At 70.7% G+C, this 21,404-nt stretch carries 19 protein-coding genes and 1 tRNA gene; 10 read left to right on the plus strand and 10 right to left on the minus strand.

Going from position 1 to position 21,404, the window contains the following annotated elements; translation table 11 throughout:
* Window positions 1-5 precede the first annotated feature (5 nt).
* The 3 genes from ABD732_RS10385 (at window position 6) to dxs (ending at window position 5,233) form a co-directional block, all read left to right on the plus strand.
* Window positions 6-2,036 (plus strand): APC family permease, encoded by a 2,031-nt coding sequence (locus tag ABD732_RS10385; RefSeq protein ID WP_344783319.1) that lies wholly within the window; start codon window positions 6-8, stop codon window positions 2,034-2,036.
* On the plus strand, window positions 2,033-3,292 hold the full coding sequence (locus tag ABD732_RS10390) for a class I SAM-dependent RNA methyltransferase (protein ID WP_344783321.1): 1,260 nt from the start codon (window positions 2,033-2,035) through the stop codon (window positions 3,290-3,292). The genes ABD732_RS10385 and ABD732_RS10390 overlap by 4 nt, the downstream gene beginning before the upstream one ends.
* 66 nt (window positions 3,293-3,358) lie before the next feature.
* The gene (gene dxs / locus ABD732_RS10395; RefSeq protein WP_344783323.1) at window positions 3,359-5,233 is read left to right on the plus strand and encodes a 1-deoxy-D-xylulose-5-phosphate synthase; all 1,875 of its coding nucleotides are present in this window, start codon (window positions 3,359-3,361) and stop codon (window positions 5,231-5,233) included.
* On the opposite strand, the gene ABD732_RS10400 is transcribed toward dxs, so the two are convergent.
* Window positions 5,199-6,419 (minus strand): HRDC domain-containing protein, encoded by a 1,221-nt coding sequence (locus ABD732_RS10400; protein ID WP_344783325.1) that lies wholly within the window; start codon window positions 6,417-6,419, stop codon window positions 5,199-5,201. The genes dxs and ABD732_RS10400 overlap by 35 nt on opposite strands.
* A 35-nt stretch (window positions 6,420-6,454) precedes the next feature.
* Window positions 6,455-7,093, minus strand: coding sequence for a DUF3000 domain-containing protein (locus tag ABD732_RS10405; RefSeq protein WP_344783327.1), 639 nt, complete (start codon window positions 7,091-7,093; stop codon window positions 6,455-6,457).
* Between the two features lie 176 nt (window positions 7,094-7,269).
* On the opposite strand from ABD732_RS10405, the gene hemE reads away from it, so the two are divergent.
* From hemE to hemQ, 3 genes are read left to right on the plus strand one after another with little or no spacing between them, the layout of a single operon-like run.
* Complete coding sequence (hemE, locus tag ABD732_RS10410; protein WP_344783511.1) at window positions 7,270-8,295, plus strand: uroporphyrinogen decarboxylase; 1,026 nt, start codon at window positions 7,270-7,272, stop codon at window positions 8,293-8,295.
* Complete coding sequence (gene hemG, locus ABD732_RS10415) at window positions 8,292-9,686, plus strand: protoporphyrinogen oxidase (protein WP_344783329.1); 1,395 nt, start codon at window positions 8,292-8,294, stop codon at window positions 9,684-9,686. The genes hemE and hemG overlap by 4 nt, the downstream gene beginning before the upstream one ends.
* A 59-nt stretch (window positions 9,687-9,745) precedes the next feature.
* A complete protein-coding gene (gene hemQ / locus ABD732_RS10420; RefSeq protein WP_344783331.1) occupies window positions 9,746-10,441 on the plus strand; it encodes a hydrogen peroxide-dependent heme synthase in 696 nt (231 codons plus the stop codon).
* 6 nt (window positions 10,442-10,447) lie between these two features.
* Here the strand turns inward: hemQ and msrB are convergent, their stop codons facing one another.
* Window positions 10,448-10,873, minus strand: a complete 426-nt coding sequence (msrB, locus tag ABD732_RS10425) for a peptide-methionine (R)-S-oxide reductase MsrB (RefSeq protein ID WP_344783333.1) — start codon at window positions 10,871-10,873, stop codon at window positions 10,448-10,450.
* Window positions 10,874-10,955: 82 nt separating this feature from the next.
* On the opposite strand from msrB, the gene ABD732_RS10430 reads away from it, so the two are divergent.
* Complete coding sequence (locus ABD732_RS10430; RefSeq protein ID WP_344783335.1) at window positions 10,956-11,750, plus strand: thioesterase family protein; 795 nt, start codon at window positions 10,956-10,958, stop codon at window positions 11,748-11,750.
* Between the two features lie 6 nt (window positions 11,751-11,756).
* On the opposite strand, the gene ABD732_RS10435 is transcribed toward ABD732_RS10430, so the two are convergent.
* Genes ABD732_RS10435 through ABD732_RS10445 form a run of 3 tightly spaced genes read right to left on the minus strand, consistent with a single transcriptional unit; the run spans window position 11,757 to window position 15,381 of the window.
* Window positions 11,757-12,992 carry a glycosyltransferase family 87 protein gene (locus ABD732_RS10435; protein ID WP_344783337.1) on the minus strand — a complete coding sequence of 412 codons (1,236 nt, stop codon included), beginning with the start codon at window positions 12,990-12,992 and terminating at the stop codon, window positions 11,757-11,759.
* Between the two features lie 51 nt (window positions 12,993-13,043).
* Complete coding sequence (locus ABD732_RS10440) at window positions 13,044-14,597, minus strand: alpha/beta hydrolase (protein ID WP_344783339.1); 1,554 nt, start codon at window positions 14,595-14,597, stop codon at window positions 13,044-13,046.
* 10 nt (window positions 14,598-14,607) lie between these two features.
* The gene (locus ABD732_RS10445; RefSeq protein WP_344783341.1) at window positions 14,608-15,381 is read right to left on the minus strand and encodes a dihydrofolate reductase family protein; all 774 of its coding nucleotides are present in this window, start codon (window positions 15,379-15,381) and stop codon (window positions 14,608-14,610) included.
* 35 nt (window positions 15,382-15,416) lie between these two features.
* Here ABD732_RS10445 and zapE point away from each other — a divergent pair, with 35 nt between their 5' ends.
* Window positions 15,417-16,430 carry a cell division protein ZapE gene (zapE, locus tag ABD732_RS10450; protein WP_344783343.1) on the plus strand — a complete coding sequence of 338 codons (1,014 nt, stop codon included), beginning with the start codon at window positions 15,417-15,419 and terminating at the stop codon, window positions 16,428-16,430.
* A 165-nt stretch (window positions 16,431-16,595) separates the two neighbouring features.
* Here the strand turns inward: zapE and ABD732_RS10455 are convergent, their stop codons facing one another.
* Window positions 16,596-17,153: a GNAT family N-acetyltransferase gene (locus ABD732_RS10455; protein ID WP_344783345.1), complete on the minus strand. Its 558-nt coding sequence runs from the start codon at window positions 17,151-17,153 to the stop codon at window positions 16,596-16,598.
* A 95-nt stretch (window positions 17,154-17,248) separates the two neighbouring features.
* On the opposite strand from ABD732_RS10455, the gene ABD732_RS10460 reads away from it, so the two are divergent.
* Window positions 17,249-18,634 (plus strand): sensor histidine kinase, encoded by a 1,386-nt coding sequence (locus tag ABD732_RS10460; RefSeq protein WP_344783347.1) that lies wholly within the window; start codon window positions 17,249-17,251, stop codon window positions 18,632-18,634.
* 8 nt (window positions 18,635-18,642) lie between these two features.
* Window positions 18,643-19,287, plus strand: a complete 645-nt coding sequence (locus ABD732_RS10465; RefSeq protein WP_344783513.1) for a response regulator — start codon at window positions 18,643-18,645, stop codon at window positions 19,285-19,287.
* A gap of 127 nt (window positions 19,288-19,414) precedes the next feature.
* Here the strand turns inward: ABD732_RS10465 and ABD732_RS10470 are convergent, their stop codons facing one another.
* The 3 genes from ABD732_RS10470 to ABD732_RS10480 all read right to left on the minus strand — a co-directional run bounded on the left by ABD732_RS10470 (window position 19,415) and on the right by ABD732_RS10480 (window position 21,390).
* A complete protein-coding gene (locus tag ABD732_RS10470) occupies window positions 19,415-20,644 on the minus strand; it encodes an esterase/lipase family protein (protein ID WP_344783349.1) in 1,230 nt (409 codons plus the stop codon).
* Window positions 20,645-20,710: 66 nt separating this feature from the next.
* Window positions 20,711-20,848 carry a hypothetical protein gene (locus tag ABD732_RS10475; RefSeq protein ID WP_344783351.1) on the minus strand — a complete coding sequence of 46 codons (138 nt, stop codon included), beginning with the start codon at window positions 20,846-20,848 and terminating at the stop codon, window positions 20,711-20,713.
* A 470-nt stretch (window positions 20,849-21,318) separates the two neighbouring features.
* Window positions 21,319-21,390, minus strand: a tRNA-Val gene (locus tag ABD732_RS10480).
* Between the last annotated feature and the right edge of the window lie 14 nt (window positions 21,391-21,404).

The raw sequence follows: 21,404 nt of genomic DNA on the forward strand, positions 1-21,404 counted from the left end.
GCGGGGTGTCCGGATTGACGACGGGGAGCATAGCGGTCAAACGACTGCTGCTCGGCAAGCCGTATCGCAGTGATCGATTGAACTCGAGGCTGCTGCCGAAGCGTATCGCCCTGCCGGTCTTCGCCTCCGATGCGATCAGTTCGGTGGCGTACGCGCCGCAGGAGATCTTCCTGGTGCTCTCGGTGGCCGGCATCAGCGCATACTCGTTCGCGCCGTGGGTGGGACTGGCCGTCGCCGCGGTCATGGTGGTGGTGGTCGCCAGCTACCGGCAGAACGTGTACGCCTATCCGTCCGGTGGCGGCGACTACGAGGTGGCCACCACCAACATGGGGCCCAACGCCGGGGTGACCGTCGGCGCGGCCCTCCTGGTGGACTACGTCCTCACCGTGGCGGTCTCGGTGACGGCCGCCGCCGAGAACATCGGCTCGGCGGTGCCCTTCGTCCACGAACACAAGCTGCTCTTCTGTGTTCTGGGGATCGCGCTGGTGGCCGCGGTGAATCTGCGCGGCATCCGGGAGTCCGGGGTGCTGATGTCGGTGCCGACTTACGCCTTCATCCTGGGGGTGATGGTGATGCTGGTGTGGGGCTTCGTCCAGTTGTTCGTCCTGGGCCGGGATCTGCAGGCGTCCACCGCCGGATACGAGCTGGTGGCCGAGCAGCAGAACGACCTGACGGCGCTGGCGATGGTCTTCCTCGTCGCCCGCTCCTTCTCGTCCGGCTGCGCCGCGCTGACCGGCGTGGAGGCCATCAGCAACGGTGTGCCGGCGTTCCGGAAACCCAAGTCGCGCAACGCTGCCAGCACGCTGCTGATGCTGGGCGCCTTCTCGATCGTGCTGTTGATGGGCATCGTCGTCCTGGCGCAGAAGCTGCACGCGAAGTACGTGATCGACCCCGGCACCGAACTGAGCGGGCTGCCCGAGAACTATCAGCAGAAGTCGGTGCTGGCCCAGCTCGCCGAGAGCGTCTTCGCCGGATTCCCGGCCGGTTTCTACCTGATCGCCGTGGTGACCGCGCTGATCCTGCTGCTGGCCGCCAACACGGCCTTCAACGGCTTCCCGGTGCTCGGCTCGGTGCTGGCGCAGGACCGCTATCTGCCGCGGCAGCTGCACACCCGCGGCGACCGGCTGGCCTTCAGCAACGGCATCGTCTTCCTGGCGCTGGCCGCGCTGGCCTTCGTGGTGGCCTTCGACGCCGAGGTGACCCAGCTGATCCAGCTGTACATCGTGGGCGTCTTCGTCTCGTTCACGCTCAGCCAGACCGGCATGGTCCGGCACTGGACCCGGCTGCTGCGCACCGAGACCGATCCCGATGCCCGCCGCCGCATGGTGCGGGCCCGCGTGGTGAACGCCGTCGGCATGGTGATGACCGGCACCGTCCTGGTGGTGGTGCTGGCGACCAAGTTCACCTCGGGGGCATGGATCGCCGTGGTCGTGATGGTGGTGCTGTTCGTGCTGATGAAGCTGGTGCACCGCCACTACCGGTCGGTGGAGCTGGAGCTGGAGGAGGCCGCGGCGGAGGACGACGGCGTCCTGCCCAGCCGGACGCACTCCATCGTGCTGGTCTCCTCGATGCTGATCCCCACGCTGCGGGCACTGCGGTACGCGCGCGCCACGCGCCCGGACGTGCTCGAGGCGGTGACGGTGAACGTCGACGACCGCAGCACCCGCACCCTGGTGTCGCGGTGGGAGGAGAGCGACATCGACGTCCCGCTCAAGGTGATCGCCTCGCCGTACCGCGATGTGGCGCGGCCGGTGATCAACTATGTGCGCCGGATCCGCCGGGATGCTCCGCGCGACGTGGTGACGGTCTTCATCCCCGAGTACGTGGTCGGTCGCTGGTGGGAGCAGATCCTGCACAATCAGTCGGCCCTGCGGCTGAAGACGCGCCTGCTCTTCGAGCCGGGGGTGATGGTGACCTCGGTGCCGTGGCAGCTCGACTCGTCGAACCGCGCGGCCCGGCGCAGCGACGCGCAGTACATCGCGCCCGGCGACACGCGCCGCGGCTTCGGTGCCTCCTCGCCGGGGGACGACCGATGACGCCGCACACCGCCGAACTGACCGTCACCGGCTACGCCAACGGCGGTGCCGGCGTGGCCCACGACGCCGACGGCCGGGTGGTGTTCGTCGCCGGCGCCCTGCCCGGTGAACGGGTCCTGGCCCGGTTCGACGAGCAGCGGACGTCCTATGCGCGGGCACACACCGCGGCGGTCCTGGAAGCCTCACCGGAGCGCGTGCATCCTCTGTGTCCGGCGGCCGCCGCCGGCGCCGGCTGCTGTGACCTGGCGTACACCGGTGCCGGCTACGCCGCACAGCTGCGGGCGGGCGCTCTCGCCGACGTGCTCGAACGCATCGGCCGGCTGGGGCCGCAGGCGCCGCAGCCGCCGGCGGTCACCGCGCTGGGACCGGAACCGACCGGTTGGCGGGTGCGGACCCGGCTGGCCGTCGGCGACGACGGTGCTCCCGGCCTGCGGGTGCGGGGATCGTCCCGGATCGTCACCGAACCGTGCGCCGGTCCGGTGAGCGGTCTGCTCGACGGCCTCGGCGATCTCGGGGCCGTCGCCGCAGGCGACCTGGTCGTGGCGGTGGGCTCGGATGGGGCGCGGCACGTGGTGGAACTGGCTCCGGTCCCCGGCGGCGGCCGCGGCCGCGGCGCCGCACAGCGCTCCCGCAGCCGCAGGTCCCGTCCGCGGGCGGAGCGGCTGATCGAGGGCCGGGCGCTGGTGACCCAGCAGCTCGGCGGGCACACCTGGCAGCTGCCGGTCACCGGGTTTTGGCAGGCGCACCGAGAGGCGCCGGCGACCTATGCCGCCACGGTGCGCGACTTCGCGGGCCGGGCCGGCGGACTGCGTGCGGGCATGCGCGTATGGGATCTGTACGGCGGCGCCGGGATTCTGGGGGCGGCGTTGCTCGACGGCGGCGGGCAGGTACCGCCGGTCGGCGCCGTCGACCTGGTGGAGACCGACCCGGGCGCGCTGGCGGCCGCCGACGCGGCGCTGACCGCCGACCCGGTGCACCTCCATCGCGGTGACGTCGCCGGAGTGATCGCGGGCCTCCCCGCGCCGGACCTGGTGATCGCCGACCCGCCGCGGCGCGGCGCCGGGGGCGAGGTGATCGCGGCGATCGCCGCCGCGGGGCCGCGTGCCGTGGTGCACGTCGGCTGCGATGCGGGGGCCTTCGCGCGTGATCTGCGCGACTATGTGAGCCGCGGATTCCGGGTGACGGACTGGCGTGCCTTCGACGCCTTCCCGCTCACCCACCATGTGGAGGCGATCGCGCTACTGGAGAGTCCGTAGACTGTTCGCATCGGCGCCGAAGCCCCGGCGCCTCCGGACGCACGCGTCGACGTGGAGGAGGATCGCATGGCTGTGCTCGATCGGGTGGATGCGCCTGCGGATCTGCGCGCCCTGAGCGCGGACGAGATGGTCGAACTGGCCGCCGAGATCCGCGCCTTCCTGATCGAGAAGGTGGCCGCCACCGGCGGCCACCTCGGCCCCAACCTGGGCGTGGTGGAGCTGACCCTGGCCCTGCACCGCGTCTTCGACTCGCCGGTGGACCCGATCCTGTTCGACACCGGCCACCAGTGTTACGTCCACAAGATCGTCACCGGCCGCAAGGACCGCTTCGACACCCTGCGTCAGCGCGGCGGCCTCACCGGCTACCAGGATCGCAGCGAGAGTCCGCACGACTGGATCGAGTCCTCGCACGCCTCGGCGGCACTGTCCAACGCCGACGGGCTGGCCAAGGCCTTCGAGCTGAGCCACGCCGACCGCACCGTGGTGGCGGTGGTCGGCGACGGGGCCCTGACCGGCGGCATGTGCTGGGAGGCGCTCAACAACATCGCCGAGGGCGAGCGGCCCGTGGTGATCGTGGTGAACGACAACGGGCGGTCGTATGCGCCCACCATCGGCGGGCTGGCACGCCACCTGGCCCGGCTGCGGCTGCAGCCCGGGTACGAGAAGTTGCTGGCCGGGGGCCGGCGGGTACTGCAGAACACGCCGGTCGTCGGCGACGCCGCATACGCGGTCCTGCACGGGCTCAAGAGCGGAGTGAAGGATCTGGTGGCTCCGCAGGCCATGTTCGCCGATCTGGGCATCAAGTACGTCGGCCCGGTCGACGGCCATCACCTGGAATCGCTGGAAGAGGCGTTCGCGCAGGCCAAGGCCTTCGGTGGACCGGTGATCGTGCACACCGTCACCCGCAAGGGCATGGGGTACGCGCCTGCCGAGAACGACGTCGCCGAGCAGATGCACGCGACCGGCAAGATGGATCCGGCCACCGGGCTCGCGCACGCCGCCTCCGCCGAGGACTGGACGTCGGTGTTCTCCGCGGCGCTCGTCGAGGAGGGGGAGCGGCGCTCGGACGTGGTCGCCATCACCGCCGCCATGCCCGGTCCCACGGGTCTGCGCGCCTTCGGGGAACGCTTCGGCGACCGCATGTTCGACGTCGGCATCGCCGAGCAGCACGGCATGACCTCGGCGGCCGGACTGGCCCTGGGCGGCATGCACCCGGTGCTGGCCATCTATTCGACCTTCCTCAATCGGGCCTTCGATCAACTCCTGATGGACGTGGCGCTGCTGAAGCTGCCGGTCACCGTGGTGCTCGATCGGGCCGGTCTCACCGGACCGGACGGGCCCAGCCACCACGGCATGTGGGACCTGTCGCTGATGTCGATCGTCCCGGGGATGCGGGTGGCGGCACCCCGTGACGCGCAGCGGGTGCGTGAGGAACTCGCCGAAGCGCTCGCCGTCGCCGACGGCCCGACGGCTCTCCGGTTCTCCAAAGGGGCTGTCCCGCAGGACATCCCCGCGATCGAACGACATTCCGACGGCGTGGACGTGCTCCACGGAACCGTCGACGGAACCGCGGACGTGTTGCTGGTGGCCGTCGGCGCCTTCGCGCAGCTCGGCGTGGACGTGGCCACCGAACTGGCGGGGCAGGGCATCACGGCCACCGTGGTGGATCCGCGGTGGGTGTTCCCGGTCCCGGGGTCGATCGTCGAGTCGGCAGGCCGGCACCGCCTGGTGGTGACGCTGGAGGACGGCGGCGTGCACGGCGGCGTGGGCGCGGCGGTGCACGAGGCGCTGTCGGCGGCGCTGGTGGACGTGCCGGTGCGTCAGCTCGGGGTGCCGCAGCAGTTCGTGACGCACTCCAGCCGCGACGAGCTGCTCGCCGACTTCGGTCTCACGACCGCCGAACTGGTCAAGACGATCGGGGCGGATCCGACGCTCGGCTGAGGGCCTCGGCGATCGGGGGCGACGCCAGCTCGCGCTGCCACGGCCGCGCGCCGTGGGTGGCGAGCCAGTCGTTCACTTCACCGGGCTCGCTGCGTTCGACTCCCTGCCAGCACAATTCGCGCACCACGTCGGGGGCCAGCAGGTTCTCGGCGGGCACTTCGAGCGTTTCGGCCAACGTTTTGACGGCCGGGCGGACCTCGTGGGCGCGGCGGGCCGCGGCGGGGTTGCGCTGATCCCAGCGGTTGATCGGCGGCGGTCCGACGGCCGGCTGTTTCCGTGGCGGCAGTTCGCCCTCCTGGAGTGCGCGGGCGCGATCGATCGCTCCCATCCACACGTCAGCCTGCCGGCGCTGGCGGGGCCCGCCGAAGACCGGCAGCCGGGTGAGTGCCGACACCGACTCCGGGGCGGCGGTCGCCGCGGTGATGATGGCCGAGTCCGGCAGGACGCGGCCGGGGGCCACGTCGCGGCGGGCGGCGAGCTTCTCCCGGGCGGTCCAGAGCTCCCGCACGATCGCGAGTTGCCGCTGATCGCGCAGCGTGTGGATGTTGGAGGTCCGGCGCCAGCGGTCGGTGCGCGGCGGGGGCGGCGGTTTGCGCAGCTCGTGGTCGAACTCCTGCAGGGCCCAGTCGAGGCGATCGGCGTCGGCCAGCGCCGCATGCATGGCGTCGCGCAGTTCCACCAGGACTTCCACGTCCAGGGCGGCGTAGTTGAGCCACTCGTCCGGCAGTGGGCGATGCGACCAATCAGCGGCGCCGTGTCCTTTGGCGAGGCCGAGTTGCAGGAACTCGGCGACCATCGCCGCCAGGTTCACCTTCGGCAGGTTCAGCAGCCGGCCCGCGAGTTCGGTGTCGAACAGGTGCGTGCAGCGGAAGTCCAGCTCGGTGAGGCACGGCAGGTCCTGATCGGCGGCGTGCAGGATCCATTCCGGTCCGTGCATCACCTCGATCAGCGGGGTCAGCGCCCCCGGGTGCTCGATCGGGTCGATCAGGAAGCTGCCCGATCCGCTGCGGCGGATCTGTATCAGATATGCGCGCTGGGAGTAGCGGTAGCCGCTGGCCCGCTCGGTGTCCAGGGCGATGGGCCCGGTGCCGGCGGCGAGCCGGTCGGCCGCGCGCGCGAACTCGTCGGGGGTGCTGAGCAGATCGGGAACACCGTCGGCGGGCGCCAGCAGGGGAGTGATCTCCACCTCCGGCTCCGCGGAGGCATCGTCGTGCGGCGCGGTCACTGCGGTGCGGGCCGGCCGAGGGAGGCCACTCCGGCCGGGGGCAGTCCGGCAGCGCTGGCGAGGACCTCGCAGAAGGCCTCCAGGTGTCCGGTCAGAGCGCTGCTGCCGGCGGTCCAGGAGGCGCGCAGCTCGAGCTGGTGGGCGCGCGGGGGGCCGGCGATGTCGCCGTAGCGCACCGAGGTGGTGGCGGTCACCGTGCCGCCGAGCGCCAGCACCGACGGCACATCGCTGCCCAGCGGGGGCAGCGATTCGGTGCTGCCGGTGGGGACGCCGAGGGCTTCGGTGAGCCACTCCCAGGCCACCTCGGGCAGCAGCGGATCGGTCGCCAGGTCGGCCTCCACTTCGGCCTGGACGAAGGCGACCAGGCGGAAGGTGCCGTTCCACGCCTCCTGCCCGGCCGGGTCGTACAGCAGTACCAGGCGGCCGAACGCGCTCCCGGAGGAGTCGGTGGGCACCAGCGCGGGATCGTCGGGGTCCGGCGGCGCCACCTCGACGCCGAGGGCGTAACTGTACGGGGCGAGGCGCTGCGGCGGCCGGATCGAGCCCACTTCGATCTCTGGACGCACCGCGGCGGCGTGCAGGGACTGCACCGCATCGGTGAAGTCGGCCGGTTCCGTATGTGCTCCTGTTGTCACACGCGTCACAGTAAACTCTTGCCCGCGGCGGGGCCCGGAGGCGCGCCGCGTGCGACGAGCGTCACTCGGCGCGCCGGACCCGCGCGGCGGTGCCGGCTGGTTCTTGCGCCGCGGCCCGACATGGCACAGTGGAGCCTATGAGTCAGGTGCATAAAGTGCGGCGGGCCGGGGACAGGATGCCGCTGATCGCGGCGGCGACGGGCGAACAGCCGTCCCGCCGGCCGGTGTGGTTCATGCGTCAGGCGGGCCGGTCACTGCCCGAGTACCGCGAGATCCGGGTCGACCGGGGGATGCTCGAATCGTGTTTCGACCCCGAGCTGGTGTGCGAGATCACCATGCAGCCGGTCCGACGGCACGACACCGACGGCGCGATCCTGTTCTCCGACATCGTCGTGCCCTTGCGGGCGGCCGGCGTGGATCTGGACATCGTCGCCGGAACCGGTCCGGTGATCGCCGAACCGGTGCGCACCGCGGCGGACGTCGCGGCACTGCCGCGACTGGAGCGCGACGAGGTCGGGGCGGTCACCTCGGCGATCTCGATGATCCTCGGTGAACTGCCCGACTCGGTGGCGCTGATCGGCTTCGCCGGTGCGCCCTTCACTCTGGCGTCGTATCTGATCGAGGGCGGCCCGAGCCGTACCTACGAGCGCACCAAGACCATGATGCGCGCCGACCCGGAGCTGTGGAATCAGCTGATGGGCAAGCTGACCGACATCACCATCACCTCGCTACAGGCCCAGCTCGACGCCGGCGTCGACGCCGTGCAGCTGTTCGACTCGTGGGCCGGTGCGCTCTCGGTGGCCGACTACCAGGCCTATGTGGCGCCGCACTCCTCGCGCGTGATGGCCGAGATCGCCGACTACGGGGTGCCCCGCATCCACTTCGGTGTGGGCACCGGTGAGCTGCTCACCGCGATGACCCAGGTCGGCGCCGACGTGATCGGCGTGGACTGGCGAGTCCCGCTGGACGTGGCCGCCCACCGCGTCGGCTACGGCGTCGCCGTCCAGGGCAACCTGGATCCGACCGTGCTGATGGCCGGTGACGCGGTCATGGAGCGGGAGCTCCGGCGCGTCTTGGGCGAGGGCGAGCGGGCCGTCGCCGCCGGGGCGCTCGGGCACATCGTCAACCTCGGGCACGGCGTGCTGCCCAACACCGACGCCGAGGCCGTCACCCGCGCCGTCGAATTGATTCACACGCTGTGACCGTGCGGCTGGCGGTGATCGGCGGGGGAGTCTCCGGCCTCACCGCCGCCCACGCGGTGCGCCGGGGGCTCGGCGACGAGGCCCTCATCGACGTCTGGGAGGCCAGCGAGCGGGCGGGCGGGCTGCTGTACACCCGCGAGCTCGGCGCGACGGCCCTCGACGTGGGTGCCGAAGCCTTCATCGTGCGCCGGCCCGAGGCGCTGGCCCTGATCGACGAACTGGGTCTGGCCGATCTCGTGGTCTCGCCCGGCCCGTTGCGGCCGGCGATCTGGTCGGGCGAGCGTCTGCATCCGCTGCCGTCGCCCGCGGTGATGGGGATCCCGGCCGGCTCCGCCGCGCTCGGCGAGCTGATCGGTCGCGCCGGCCGTGACCGCATCGACGCCGAACCGGAGCGGGGGTGGACGCGCCGCCCGGGGCCGGCGACCTCGGTGGGTGAGCTGGTCCGCGACCGCTTCGGCGACGCGGTGACCGCGCGCAGCGTCGATCCGATGCTGGGCGGTGTCTACTCGGCGCGCGCGGACGACCTGGGGCTGGCCGAGACCATCCCCGCACTGGCCGCCGCCCTCGACGACGGCGCGCCGTCCCTCACCGCCGCGGTGACTTCGCTGAGTGCCGCCGCGACCGCGGCGGCCGGACCGGTCTTCGGGGCGCTGCGCGGCGGATACCGCGCCCTGGTCGCAGCCCTGACGGCTTCCTCGGGCGCGACGATCCGGACCGGCGCCGAGGCCGTCGCCATCGGCCACGGCGCCGGCGGCTACGCCGTGACCGGCGCCGACGGCACCGGCGCGGACTACGACGCCGTGATCGTCGCCGTCCCGGCGCACCGGGCGGGTGCGCTGCTGGCGGATGTCGCCGGAGGCGCCGCATCCACCCTCGGTGCGGTCCGCCCGGCCGGGTCCGCGGTGGTGGCGTGCGAGCTGGCTCCCGGGGTGCAGGTGCCCGCCAACTCGGGGATCTTGGTGGCCACCGATTCGGATCTGCGGATCAAAGCGGTCACCCTGTCCACGCAGAAGTGGCCGCACCTGGCCGCCGGTGGCCCGCCGGTGCTCCGAGTGTCCTTCGGTCGACTCGGCGAACCGGTCACCGGCGCCGATACCGAACTGATCGCTACGGCGGCCGGCGACCTGGCCCGTCTCTTCGCCGCCGCCGGGCTCCCGGCGCCGGAGATCACCGGTGCCGTCGTGCAGCGGTGGCCGGAGGGGTTGCCGCACTACGCCCCCGGGCATCTCGCCGCGGTGCGCAAGGCGCTGGCGGAGCTGCCGCCGGGACTGGCCGTCGCCGGCGCCGCGGTGAACGGCGTCGGGGTGCCCGCGTGTATCGGCTCGGCCCGCCGGGCCGCCGACGCGGTGACGGCCCACCTGAGCGGCGGAGGTACCGCCGCCGCCCGCTGAACGGCCGTCCGCCTGACCTGGCCGGGAATCGATCGGACCGCAGTGGCACTATGGGTCTCATGGCACGCCTGGACTACGAAACTCTCAACGCCACCGTCCGCTACCTGATGTTCTCGGTCTTCAAAGTCCGGGCCGGGGAGCTGCCCGAGGACCGGGACGAGGTGATCGCCGACCTGAACCGATTCCTCGACGAGGTGGCCGAGCAGGGCGTGGTGGTCCGCGGCCTCTACGACATCGCCGGCATGCGGGCCGATGCGGACTTCATGATCTGGTGGCACGCCGAGACCATCGAACAGCTCCAGCACGCCTACAACTCCTTCCAGCGCACCACCGTGCTGGGCCGGATCAGTGAGCCCACGTGGAGCGGCGCTGCGCTGCATCGTCCGGCGGAGTTCAACAAGAGCCACATCCCCGCCTTCCTCGCGGGTGAAGAGGCCGGCGCGTACATCTGCGTGTACCCGTTCGTGCGGTCGTACGAGTGGTACCTGCTGCCCGACGAGGAACGGCGCAAGATGCTCGCCGACCACGGAAAGGCCGCCCGCGGCTACAAGGACGTGCGCGCCAACACCGTCCCGGCGTTCGCGCTCGGCGACTACGAGTGGCTGCTGGCCTTCGAGGCGCCGGAACTGCACCGCATCGTCGACCTGATGCGCGACCTGCGCGCCACCGAGGCGCGGTACCACGTGCGCGTGGAGATCCCGTTCTTCACCGGCCCCCGGGTGGAGCCTGCAGCGCTGATCGCCAGCCTCCCGTAGGGCCGGCTACTCGGAGTCGAGCGTCAGGCTGATCGAGTTGATGCAGTAGCGCAGATCGGTGGGGGTGTCGTAGCCCTCCCCGGCGAAGACGTGGCCCAGATGGCTGTGGCAGTTGGCGCACAGGATCTCGGTCCGGGCCATGCCCAGCGATTCGTCCCGGCGCTCGATCACCGCGTCCCCGGCCAGCGGGGTGAAGAATGACGGCCAACCGCAGTGCGAGGCGAACTTGGTGTCCGAGCGGAACAGCTCCGCGCCGCAGGCCCGGCAGCGATAGACTCCCGTCTCGGTGGAGTCGGTGTATTCGCCGGTGAACGGCGCCTCGGTACCGGCCTGTCGCAGCACCCGGAACTCTGCCGGACTCAGGCGCTGCCGCCAGTCCTCGTCGGTGAGCGCCTGGGGATCGGCGGGGAAATCGTCACTGGACTGCGTCATGTTCTCCACGGTAGCGCGCATCGTCGGCGGCGTGCGGCGGGCCGGTCAGGGGGAGCTTTCCGGGCTGGGTTAGCTTGTGATCGTGGGTACGACGGCGCGCAGCTATTTCACCAGAATCGACGATCATTCGTTCCTGCCGACCGAGCATGCCGGCGGTGCCTGGCGAGACGACGAACTGCACCTGGCCCCGGTGGCCGGGCTGGTGATCGACCATCTGGAACGCTGGCGGCGCGAGCATGCGCCGACGCTGGTGTTCAGCCGGTTCAGCCTCGAGGTGCTCGGTCAGATCGCCCGTGACCGGATCGACCTGGACATCGAGGTGATCCGGCCCGGCCGCACCATCGAGCTGCTCGAGACGACGGCGGTGATCGGCGGACGCACCACCGTCCGCGCCCGCGCCTGGCTGTTGCAAGCGTCGGACACCTCCCAGGTGGCCGAGCACGAGTTCGACGCGTTGCCGCCGCCGGAGGAGTTCACCGAGACCGCGTGGCTCAAGCGATGGCGCGGCGGCCTGATCGCCGGCCTCGAGGCGCGTCAGTCCGGCGACACCCGGCCCGGCCGGGCCAAAGTCTGGGTCACCAGTGACGTGGACCTGATCGCGGGGGAGCAGTCCACCGAGCTCGGCGCCATCGCCAAGTTCTTCGACACCGCGAACGGCGTCTCGATGCGGCAGGACCCGCAGGTGTGGATGTACCCGAACGTCGACCTGACCGCGCATCTGTTCCGGCAGCCGTCCGGGCCCTGGCTGGGGCTGGACACCCGCGTCGCCTTCGGCGCCGGCGGCATCGGCCAGACGAATTCGGTGCTGCACGACGCCGACGGCCCGTTCGGCACGCTGGCTCAGTCGCTCACGCTGAGGCCGAACATGATCGGGTGACGCGGATCAGGCGGAGGCCGGGGCGACCGGCCGGGGAGAGTCGCTGCCGTCCTCGGCGCCCTCGTCGGCGGCGGCACGCAGGTCGAGCCAGCGGAACAGCAGGACGCAGAAGGTCACCACCATCAGCAGCGACCAGCCCAGGGTCACCTTGTTGTACTCGAGGTACCGGCCGAACGGTTCCCACTCCCGGGAGCCGAAGCTGTCGAAGGCCATGCACCCGTACACCGCGAGCCAGGCCGGCCAGTTCCGCATCACCGACCCGGCGAGGAATACCGTCATCAGCATTGGGAACAGCAGCATCGAGTAGTAGCCCTGGCCCAGGGAACTGCACAGGAACAGCGTGGTCAGCAGGACGCCCGACGAGGTGGTGAGCCACAGCAGTTCGTCGGTGCGGCTGTAGTAGCGATACAGGAACCACAGCGAGAAGATCGCCATCGCGACGAAAGCGATCCGCAGCACGATCACCAGCCAGTCGGCGACGCCGAAGTACAGGCCGTTCCCGGAGATGGAGCTGTTGTAGTAGTCGCGGGTCGCGAGCAGGTACGGCGCGGTGCGGTCGATGAACGAGCGGGCATCCACCAGCAGCGGCCAGGCGGCGATGTTCAGCAGCAGCGGCACCCCCACTGCCGTGACGAACACCTTCCAGCGCAGTTGGAGCAGGGGCAACAGCAGCAGCGGTGCGAGTACCGGCTTCACCGCCAGAGTCAGGCCGATGAACACCCCCGCCCACAGGTCGTTGCGGCTGCGCATCAGCATCAGGAAGGCCAGCATGCCGAGCAGGACGAAGGCGTTGAAGTTGGTGAAGATCAGCGTGTTCGCCACCGTCTCGGTGCTGAAGAAGAACAGCACCACCGCCGGGAACACCCAGGAGGCGGCACTGTAACCGAACATGCGGGTCAGCAGATACGCGCACAGCACCAGCACGGCGACGGAGACGGCGATGAACGTCCAGCGGGCCTGATCGGGATTGAGGTAGGCCAGCGGCGCCATGAGCAGTGTGCCCGACGGCGGATACAGGTAGTGCGGGTCCACCGTCGTGTAGTTCTCGGCGTACACCGGCTGCCGGTTCAGGAAGTTCAGCGAGGCGTTGTAGACGGTGGTGAAGTCGTCGGTCCGGGCGCCGTTGACCGCGAGGATCACCGATTTGTGGAAGATCATCATGATGCTGATCGGCCACAGGATCATCGTCAGGATGCGCGGGGTCTCCACACGCGGATACAGGTACCGATCCATCACGCTCACCTGAGCGAACCTACTACAGTCGACCGGCTCGACCGGAGTCCACCGGCGCGACTAGGCGGGGCATGCCCGCTCGGCGGGGCCGGTGAGCTTCTCGTCACCGAGATAGTCCACCACCAGCAGCGCCGCACAGTCACTGCGGCCGAGCACCGAATAGCCCAGCCCGTCCCAGCTGACCGTGGTGGCGTCGGCGCCCGTCGTCACCAGGAGTGGGGCCAGCGATTCGGCGGCCTTGAGGCCGTTGATCGGGTCGTTCTGGCCCAGGAGCACCAGGGGAGCCACCGGGAACGACATCGGCCCCGGCGCCGGGTCGGCCACGCCCCATCCGTCGCAGCGCGCCAGCGAGAGAGCCGCGGTGTTGGCGGTCATCGGCGCGTCTTTGCCCCACGTCTGCGCCAGGCCGGGGATCTCGTCCAGTCCGGGGCGGCCGACCAGGTCGTTGCACCGGGAGACCTGCTGGCCGTCGGCGTCGCGTACCTCCTCGGCGGTGCGGACCAGGGCGTTCATCGGGCCCACCTGGCCGCGGTCGGCGTCGGTGATCGCATCGGCGAGCTTCTTGAGGCCGTCGGGATCGGTGTCGCCGAGGGCCAGCGCGGTGGTGATCGCGGTCAAGATGGTGGTGTCCGACAGTCCGGGAAGCGCACCGCTGGCACCGGCATGGATCACCCGGTTGAGGGTGGCGGTGCCGTTGGCGCCCAGCGAACAGCCGACATTGGCACAGCGGTCGGCGAAGGTGGCCAGGGAGTTCTGTACTCCGGCTGCGCGGGCGGCCGCCGCCTGTGTGGCCTGCACGTTGAGGCCGACCGGGGAGTCGAGGATCAGCCGGCCCACGTTGTCGGGGCGTGCGGCCAGGTACGCCAGCGCCACCGACGAACCGCTGCCCACCCCGATGAGCCCGAGACGGTCCACCTGCCAGCGGTTCCGGAGCTGTTCCAGATCGGCCGCCGCATCGGCGTTGGCGAACTTCAGCTGGTCGGGGGAGAGGGTGTCGTTGCAGATGTCGGCGCCCTTGCGGGCGGTCTCGGCCAGGGCTCCGGCGCGGGCGGCCACGTCGCGGCCACGTCCGGCGCCGTCGTCGGCGATGGTCTCGCGCTGCTCCCGCGTGAGACAGTCCAGGGCGGCTGAGCGGCCGATCCCACGGCGGTCGACGGCGACGATAGGGTGCTTGGCCAGCAGCGGTTCGATGGCATCGGAACCGAAGGTCATGGCCAGCCGGGAACTCGGCAGGTCAGTGCCGGTGGTCAGTACCAGCGGCACGGCGTCGGCGGGGGTGTCGGCGAGCGTTGCCCGGACGGCGGTGATGGTCAGCGGATCGCTGTCGGGGTTGCCGGGGTCGATCGGCACTTCGAACGACGCGCAATCGAGCCGCAGACCCGACGGGGCCGCGGTGTCGTAGGCCTCGGCGAGGCGGGGGCCGCATGCCGAATAGTTGAGGTCGCGCTGCGGTGCCTCGAGGGTGGGGAGCCCATCCTGCGGGGGGCCGTCGTCTCCGCCGTCGCCGTGCACCACCTTGGGGCCCGGTTCCGGACCGGCGGTGCAGCCGGTCGCCAGCACCGCGGCGGCGACCAGAATCGCGAGCATGCGGGATCGCGAGGAGCGCAGGGACATGACCGCGAGCCTAGTCGTCGGCGGCGCGCCCGGCGGCGGCGCCGGTGTCCCACAGGAAGTAGAGGAAGCCCTCGTCGTCCCCGATCAGGTGATGCAGGCGCGCCGGCGCCAGTCCGTCCCCGGGGGAGGCCCCGTGCGCGATCCGCGGGCCGTTGCCGCCGGCGAGGCTCGGCCCGAGGGTCACCGCGAGTTGATCGAGGGCGCCGGCGGCGACGAACTCGGCCAGCAGCCGGGGGCCGCCCTCGCAGATCACGCGGCGTCGGCCGCGATCGCCGAGTGCGGCGACCAGCCGGGCCGGTTCCACGGTGTCGGCCCCGCAGTCGATCAGGGTGGCGCCGAGCTCGGTGAGCCGGGCCCGCTGCGGTGTGGGCGCCTGCGCGCAGGTGGCGATCAGCGTTCGGCTGTCGAAGGCGGGGGCGTAGTCGTCGGGGATGCTGAGCGAGCGGGAGGCCAGGACAAGGGCAGGCCGGGTGCCGTCCGCCGCGGGCTCGGGCAGACCGTAGTCCTCCTTCAATGCGGTGCTGGCACCGATCAGAACGGTGTCGGAGATCTCGCGGAGGAGCTGGAACAGCATGCGATCCCCGGGCGAGCCCAGGCCGCCGGAGCGGCCGTCGGCGGTGGCGGCGCCGTCGATCGTGGTCACCATGTTGGCGCGCACGTGGGGCAGTCCGTCGGTGCGGTCGGGCGGATAGGCGTACTGTTCCCGCAGCCAGGCGGCGACGTCGTGGCCACTCGTGGAGGCCGGACCAGCTGTGACGTCAGTCGCTTTCTGCAGAAGGTGCATGCTTCCACTCCTACCCGAGTGGTTACGCTTCCCGCATGGTGGCACGACTCTCGGACAAGAACCCGGTGATCCCGGGGGACGCGCTGATCGGCGAAATGGTCCCTCCCCCGATGTTCGACGAGGTCAGTTTCGACTCGTACATCCCGGACCCGAACGAGCCGAGCCAGGCCGCCGCCGTCGCGGCGGCCCGGGACTTCGTCGCCCGCGCCTCGAAGGTGCGCGGCGGCAAGCGCGGCTTCTTCCGCAAGTCGGCACCCCCGCAAGGCATCGGTCTGTACCTGGACGGCGGCTTCGGCGTCGGCAAGACGCACCTGCTGGCGTCGATCTACCACTCCATGCCCGAGCCCAAGGCCTTCGCCACCTTCGGTGAGGTGACCAACCTGGTGGGAGCTCTCGGCTACGCCGACGCGCTCGAGCGGCTGTCCGGGCACAGCGTGCTGTGTATCGACGAGTTCGAGCTGGACGATCCCGGCGACACGATGGTGGTCTCCCGGCTGCTCAGCGAACTCAGCGCCCGGGGAGTCTCGATCGTGGCGACCTCGAACACCCTGCCCGGTCAGCTCGGGGAAGGCCGGTTCGCCGCCGCGGACTTCCTCCGCGAGATCCAGAAGCTGGCCGGCATCTTCGAGAGCATCCGGGTCGACGGCCCCGACTACCGGCACCGCGATCTGCCGCCGGCCCCCGAGCCGTCCAGCGATGCCGCACTGCTCGAGCAGGCCGAGAACACTCAGAACGCCACCCTCGACAGCTTCGACGAGCTCACCGCGCACCTGGCCACGCTGCACCCGTCCAAGTACAAGTCACTGGTCGACGGCGTCTCGCTGGTGTGCGTGAGCGACGTCCACCCGGCTGCCGACCAGGCCGTCGCCCTGCGCCTCGTGGCGCTCATCGACCGGCTGTACGACGCGGACATCCCGGTGGTGACCTCGGGCGTGAAGCTGGACGAGCTGTTCACCCCGGAGATGGTGGCCGGCGGCTATCGCAAGAAGTACCTGCGCGCCACCTCCCGCCTGCTGGCGCTGTCCCGCTTCGCCGAAACCGCCGCCTGAGACTACTTCCCGCAGCAGTTGCACCCGGAGGCGCAGGAGCAGTTCGGGCCGCACTCACAGGGATCGCAGTTGCACTTGGGATTGCTACATTCTTTGTTCGTCATGCCCTGAACCCTATGCGCCTGAGCGCATGGATTGGGAGATTCTAAGGTCCCGGTTTCGCGGTCACAGTTCTTGCGCCATCACATAGTCGTGCTCGACGGCGCCGTTCATGGTGAAGGTCTTGATGCCCGCGTGCCGAAAGCCCATCTTGCGGTAGTACTTCTGGGCGCGCTCGTTGAGCTGGTTGACGCCGAGCCACACGGTCTGTGAGCCGCGGTCGTGCGCGGCGGCCAGGGCGGCCGCCATCAGACGGTGCGCGGGCCGCTCGTCGTGCACCGTGCCGTGGTGATCGGGGAGCACGTACATCTTGGAGATCTCGGTGACGGCGTCGCCGACGACCACGGCGGCCACATCGGCGTCGGCGGGCGGCGCGTGCACCAGCAGGGCGTAGCCGATCACCCGCCCGCTCAGCCGGGCGACGATCACCTCGTGCACGTCGTCGCCGATCCATTCGGCGAAGTTCTGCGACGACAGCACGGCCGAGATGTGGGCGGCGATGTCCTCGGGGGACGAATGCGGGGGACAGGCAAGTGGGAACGTCTCCGCGGCCACGTCGGCAACGGCGGGTGCGAGCGCGGGATCGGTGACGGTCTCGATGACGAGGGACATGTCGTCGGGCATGGTTTCATCGTGCCGTACCGGGTGGGGTCAACCCCCGGCTGGATCCGGCAGGTGACCGGATTCACCGACGCGCCGCGGTGCGGGACCCTGAAGGGGTGACTACACGCGAAGTGACTGTCGGACCGCCGACGCTGACCCGTGGATATCGCGCCCTGTGGCGCCGTACGCCGGGAACCGTGCTGTACGTGTTCGCCGTATCGGTGCTGGCGGTGACGGCGTTCTCGGTTCTCCTGACGGGACTGGCGGCCGGCGTCGGCCTGCTGGTGATCGTGGTCGGTCTGGCCGTGCTGGTCGCCACGATGTGGGTCGCGCGGGGTTTCGCGATGGCCGACACCGGGCTCCTTCGATTGACCGGACTGCCGCCGATTCCGGAGCCGGAGTGGGACCGCTCGGTTCGCGGCCCGCTCGATTCGGGGGTGCGGCGGTTCCTGGCGCCGCTGGGCAGCCCCCGCTACTGGTCGGCGCTGGTCCACCAGCTCGTGGTGGAGCCGGTGATCGCGCTGTTCACCTTCGTCGCGATGACGTGCTGGCTCGCCCTCGGTGCCGGCGGGCTGACCTACTTCGCCTGGCGGGGGCCGCTGATCCGGCTGGACGAGGCCAACCAGCCCGACGGCGAACTGTGGGGCGGCCCGGTTCAGCTGTTCGGCGGGATTCCCGTGGATCTGGAACCGACGCAGATCGCTTGGGTCGAGTCGCTGATCGGTGTCGCGCTGGGGCTGGTGTGCCTGCTCACCCTGCCGTGGGTGGCGGCCGGGTGCGCTCACCTCCACTACTGGCCTGCCCGGATGATGCTGGGGCGCTGGACGTCCGACGATCTGGTCGTACAGCTGCGGGAGGAAGGCCTGGCCCGCGAGGCGGCGATCAGAGCGGAGGATCGGTCTCTACATCGTCTGGAGCGCGACCTGCACGACGGTCCGCAGCAGCGCCTGGTGCGTCTCCAGATGGATCTGGCCGCGCTGGAGAGGCGCGTCGCCGCCGACGACCGGGACGGGGCCGGTGAACTGGCCACGGAGGCACGCGCGCAGGCGCAGGCCGCGCTGGACGAGTTGCGTGCGCTGTCGTCGGGAGTGGCGCCGCCGTTGCTGACCGATCGCGGGTTGACCGCCGCCCTGGAGGCCCTGGCCGCTGGCTGCAGCGTGCCGGTCACGGTGGACCTCGAGCCCGGATTGGACGACGCGGTGGGGTCGGAGGTGTCCCGCGCCCTGTACTTCGTGGTCGCGGAGTTGCTCACCAACGTCGTGAAGCACTCGGGAGCCGCCTCGGCGCGGCTGCGCGTGGTGCGCCCGGAGCAGCATCGTCTGCTGGTCGAGGTGAGCGACGACGGCCGCGGCGGCGCCCGCCTGACCGGGGGACACGGTCTGGCCGGTCTGGCCGACCGGATCCACGGGCTGCGCGGCGTGCTCGCGATCGAAAGTCCGGACGGCGGCCCCACCAGCGTCCTGGTCACCGTCGAACTGCCGGAGCCTACGCTGAGTCGGTGACCGAACCGCTGCGCGTCCTGATCGTCGAGGACTCCGTCCTTCTGCGCGAAGGCCTGACGCGATTGCTGGACGAGGCCGGCTACCTCACCGTCGGCGCCCTCGGCGATGCCGTGGGCCTGGAGGAGCAGGTGGCCCGGGCACGTCCGGACGTGGTGGTGCTGGACGTGCGTCTGCCGCCGGACTTTCGGGACGAGGGCCTGCGGGCCGCGAGAGCCCTGCGGGCGCGCTCTCCGGAGATCGGCGTGCTGGTGCTGAGCCAGTACGTGGAGACGCTCTACGCCGCCGAGCTGCTGAGCGGGGGGACCGGGGGCGTCGGCTACCTGCTGAAGGACCGCGTCGCCTCCCTGGACGAGTTGCGGGAGGCGATCGAGCGGGTGCACATCGGTGGGACCGTGCTCGATCCGCAGGTGGTAGCCGCGATGCTCACCGCCCGCACCGACCCGCTGTCCACGCTGACACCTCGCGAACGCGAGGTGCTCGATGTGATGACACAGGGGCGCACCAATCGGGCCATCGCCGAGCAGCTGGTGATCGGCGTCGGTGCGGTCGAGAAACACGTCACATCGATCTTCGCCAAGCTCGGCCTGCCGGTGTCCGACGACGACCACCGCCGGGTGCTGGCGGTGCTCCGCTACCTCGATGTCGCACGCTGACCCGCCGGACAACAGACCGCTCGTTGAGCCGGGCGAGCCGTTAGGCGAGCGCGAGTCGAAACGCTTTGGTGCGCTGGTGATCTCGACTTCGCTCGATCGGCGAAGGAGTCCCGATCGACGAAGGAGCTCAGCCGATCCAGTCGACGAGGCGCGTGCCGATCTGCGGGTCGTTCAGGAGGCTGAAGTGGTGGCTGCGGCCGACGTGGAAGCCGTTGTCGGGGTTGTAGCCGATGTGCCGGGTGGAGTTTTTGCCTCCCGCGCTCTGGTGCAGGACGAGGCCGTCACCGATCACGCGACTGAGCGGATGATTCGGATCGCGTGTCACGGTCGCCGAGACGAAGTAGTGCTCGGCGCCCGGCAGCAGCGGGATCTCGGCGGCGATCGCCGCGGCCAGCTCGTCCGGGTCACGGTCGGCCCAGTCCTCATCCACCAGGGAGCCGATCCGCAGATCGCGGATACCGCCGGACCGGCGCCGTAGCAGCCGCCCGAAAGCGCTGGTCTCCGGCCGCGCGGTCAGCCACGCGCTCGCGTGGTGCGCCAGATTCTCCAGCGGCGCACCGAGATGCGGGACGCCCAGGCAGATGGTGGTGGTGACTTTCCGGGTCCACACGTGGCCCGACTCGTGACCGTGATGCGAGGCGCTGCGCAGCACCAGGCCGCCCATCGAGTGGCCGATCAGGATCACCTCGTCGACGTCCGTGGGCCAGAAGCGCACCAGGTCGTCGAGCAGTTCGGCGATGTCGTGGCCGTTGGTGGAGATCCGGCGGCCCGTGTTGTAGCGCAGGAAGACGTTGGTGACGCCGTTGGCCCACAGGCGATGCTCGTAGGGGGCGCTGGTCCGCTGACCGACGCGCCAGGCGTGTTCGGTCTCCACCAGGCCATGTACGTAGACGGCGATCCGCCGCGTCGCGCGCGGGAAGGCTGCGGCCAGACCGGCGGAGTCCGGGGTCACCGGCCGGCCGGCCACCCGGATGGAGATGTTCTCCTGAGTCAGCGGTGACTGTTTGCCGTCGAGTTCGTCGCCGATCAAGCCGTTGACCACGCCGATGATTCCGGCGCCGACCGTCGTCGACGACACCGGGGACGCCAGCGGCAGATCGGCGACGCGGCCGCTGACCTTGCCTGCGGTCGTGGTGGAGCCGGTGATCACGCGGTACACGGTGTCGGTGACGCCGTCGTGCATCGCCTTCACCGGGACGACCGAGGTGCCGAGACCGCGGCGCACCACCGCGAAGACGCGGTCGGACACGGCGCGATGCGTCTCGTGTACACCTGCCGAGGCTTTGGCCAACTCGGTGAGGCCCAGTTCGGAGAGGGCCCGCACTTCCTGCCTGCGCGTATCCGCCGTCATCGTCATGCGGTGAGTGTACATATGTGCACTCACTGCCGGGAATGGATGTCGCGAGAATCACCGCACAGTCGGTCAGCCGATGACGGTGGCCACGCCCGCGATCGCCGCCGGGAGAAGCAGCAGCGCGGCCAGGCCCTTGGGGCTCAGTTGGGCGCGGAGATGGAAGCCGTAGTCGCCCCAGCCGGCGCAGTCCTGCGTCCCGGGGATCACCACCCACGCCGGTCGCAGACGGCAGATGACGAGCCAGTCGACCCACCAGGAGGTCGATGGCGCTGAACGCGACGATGACGGCCGCCGCCATCAGGTAGGCGGACCAGAATCCGCGGGCGGGATCGACGTGGATCCACGACCAGCTCGCGTAGCCGGCCACGCCGAGCAGTGAGATCAGGAACGCCGGCCCCAGCACGCGCCCGCGAAGGACGTCGCCCCGGCCGAACTCGGGCAAGGCTGCCCGAATGTCGGGTGGGTAGTCCTCGGCGAAGGCGGAACGGCCCCAGCGCAGCGCGACCAGGAGCAGGGCGGTCGGGATCACGAGGGGGACGAACCCGTAGAGGAGGAAGTGGGTGAACCAGGGGGACACGCGCCGAGCGTAACTTAGGGTGACCTAAGGGACACGTCGCCGGGTCGAGAGGAGATGGCGAACGACGAAGGCCCGGGATACTCCCGGGCCTTCGATTCGGTGCGCGATACAAGGATTGAACTTGTGACCTCTTCCGTGTCAGGGAAGCGCTCTCCCACTGAGCTAATCGCGCGGGACTATGGAGTT

It is taken from the genome of Gordonia caeni (assembly GCF_039537105.1).
Lineage (GTDB): Bacteria > Actinomycetota > Actinomycetes > Mycobacteriales > Mycobacteriaceae > Gordonia > Gordonia caeni.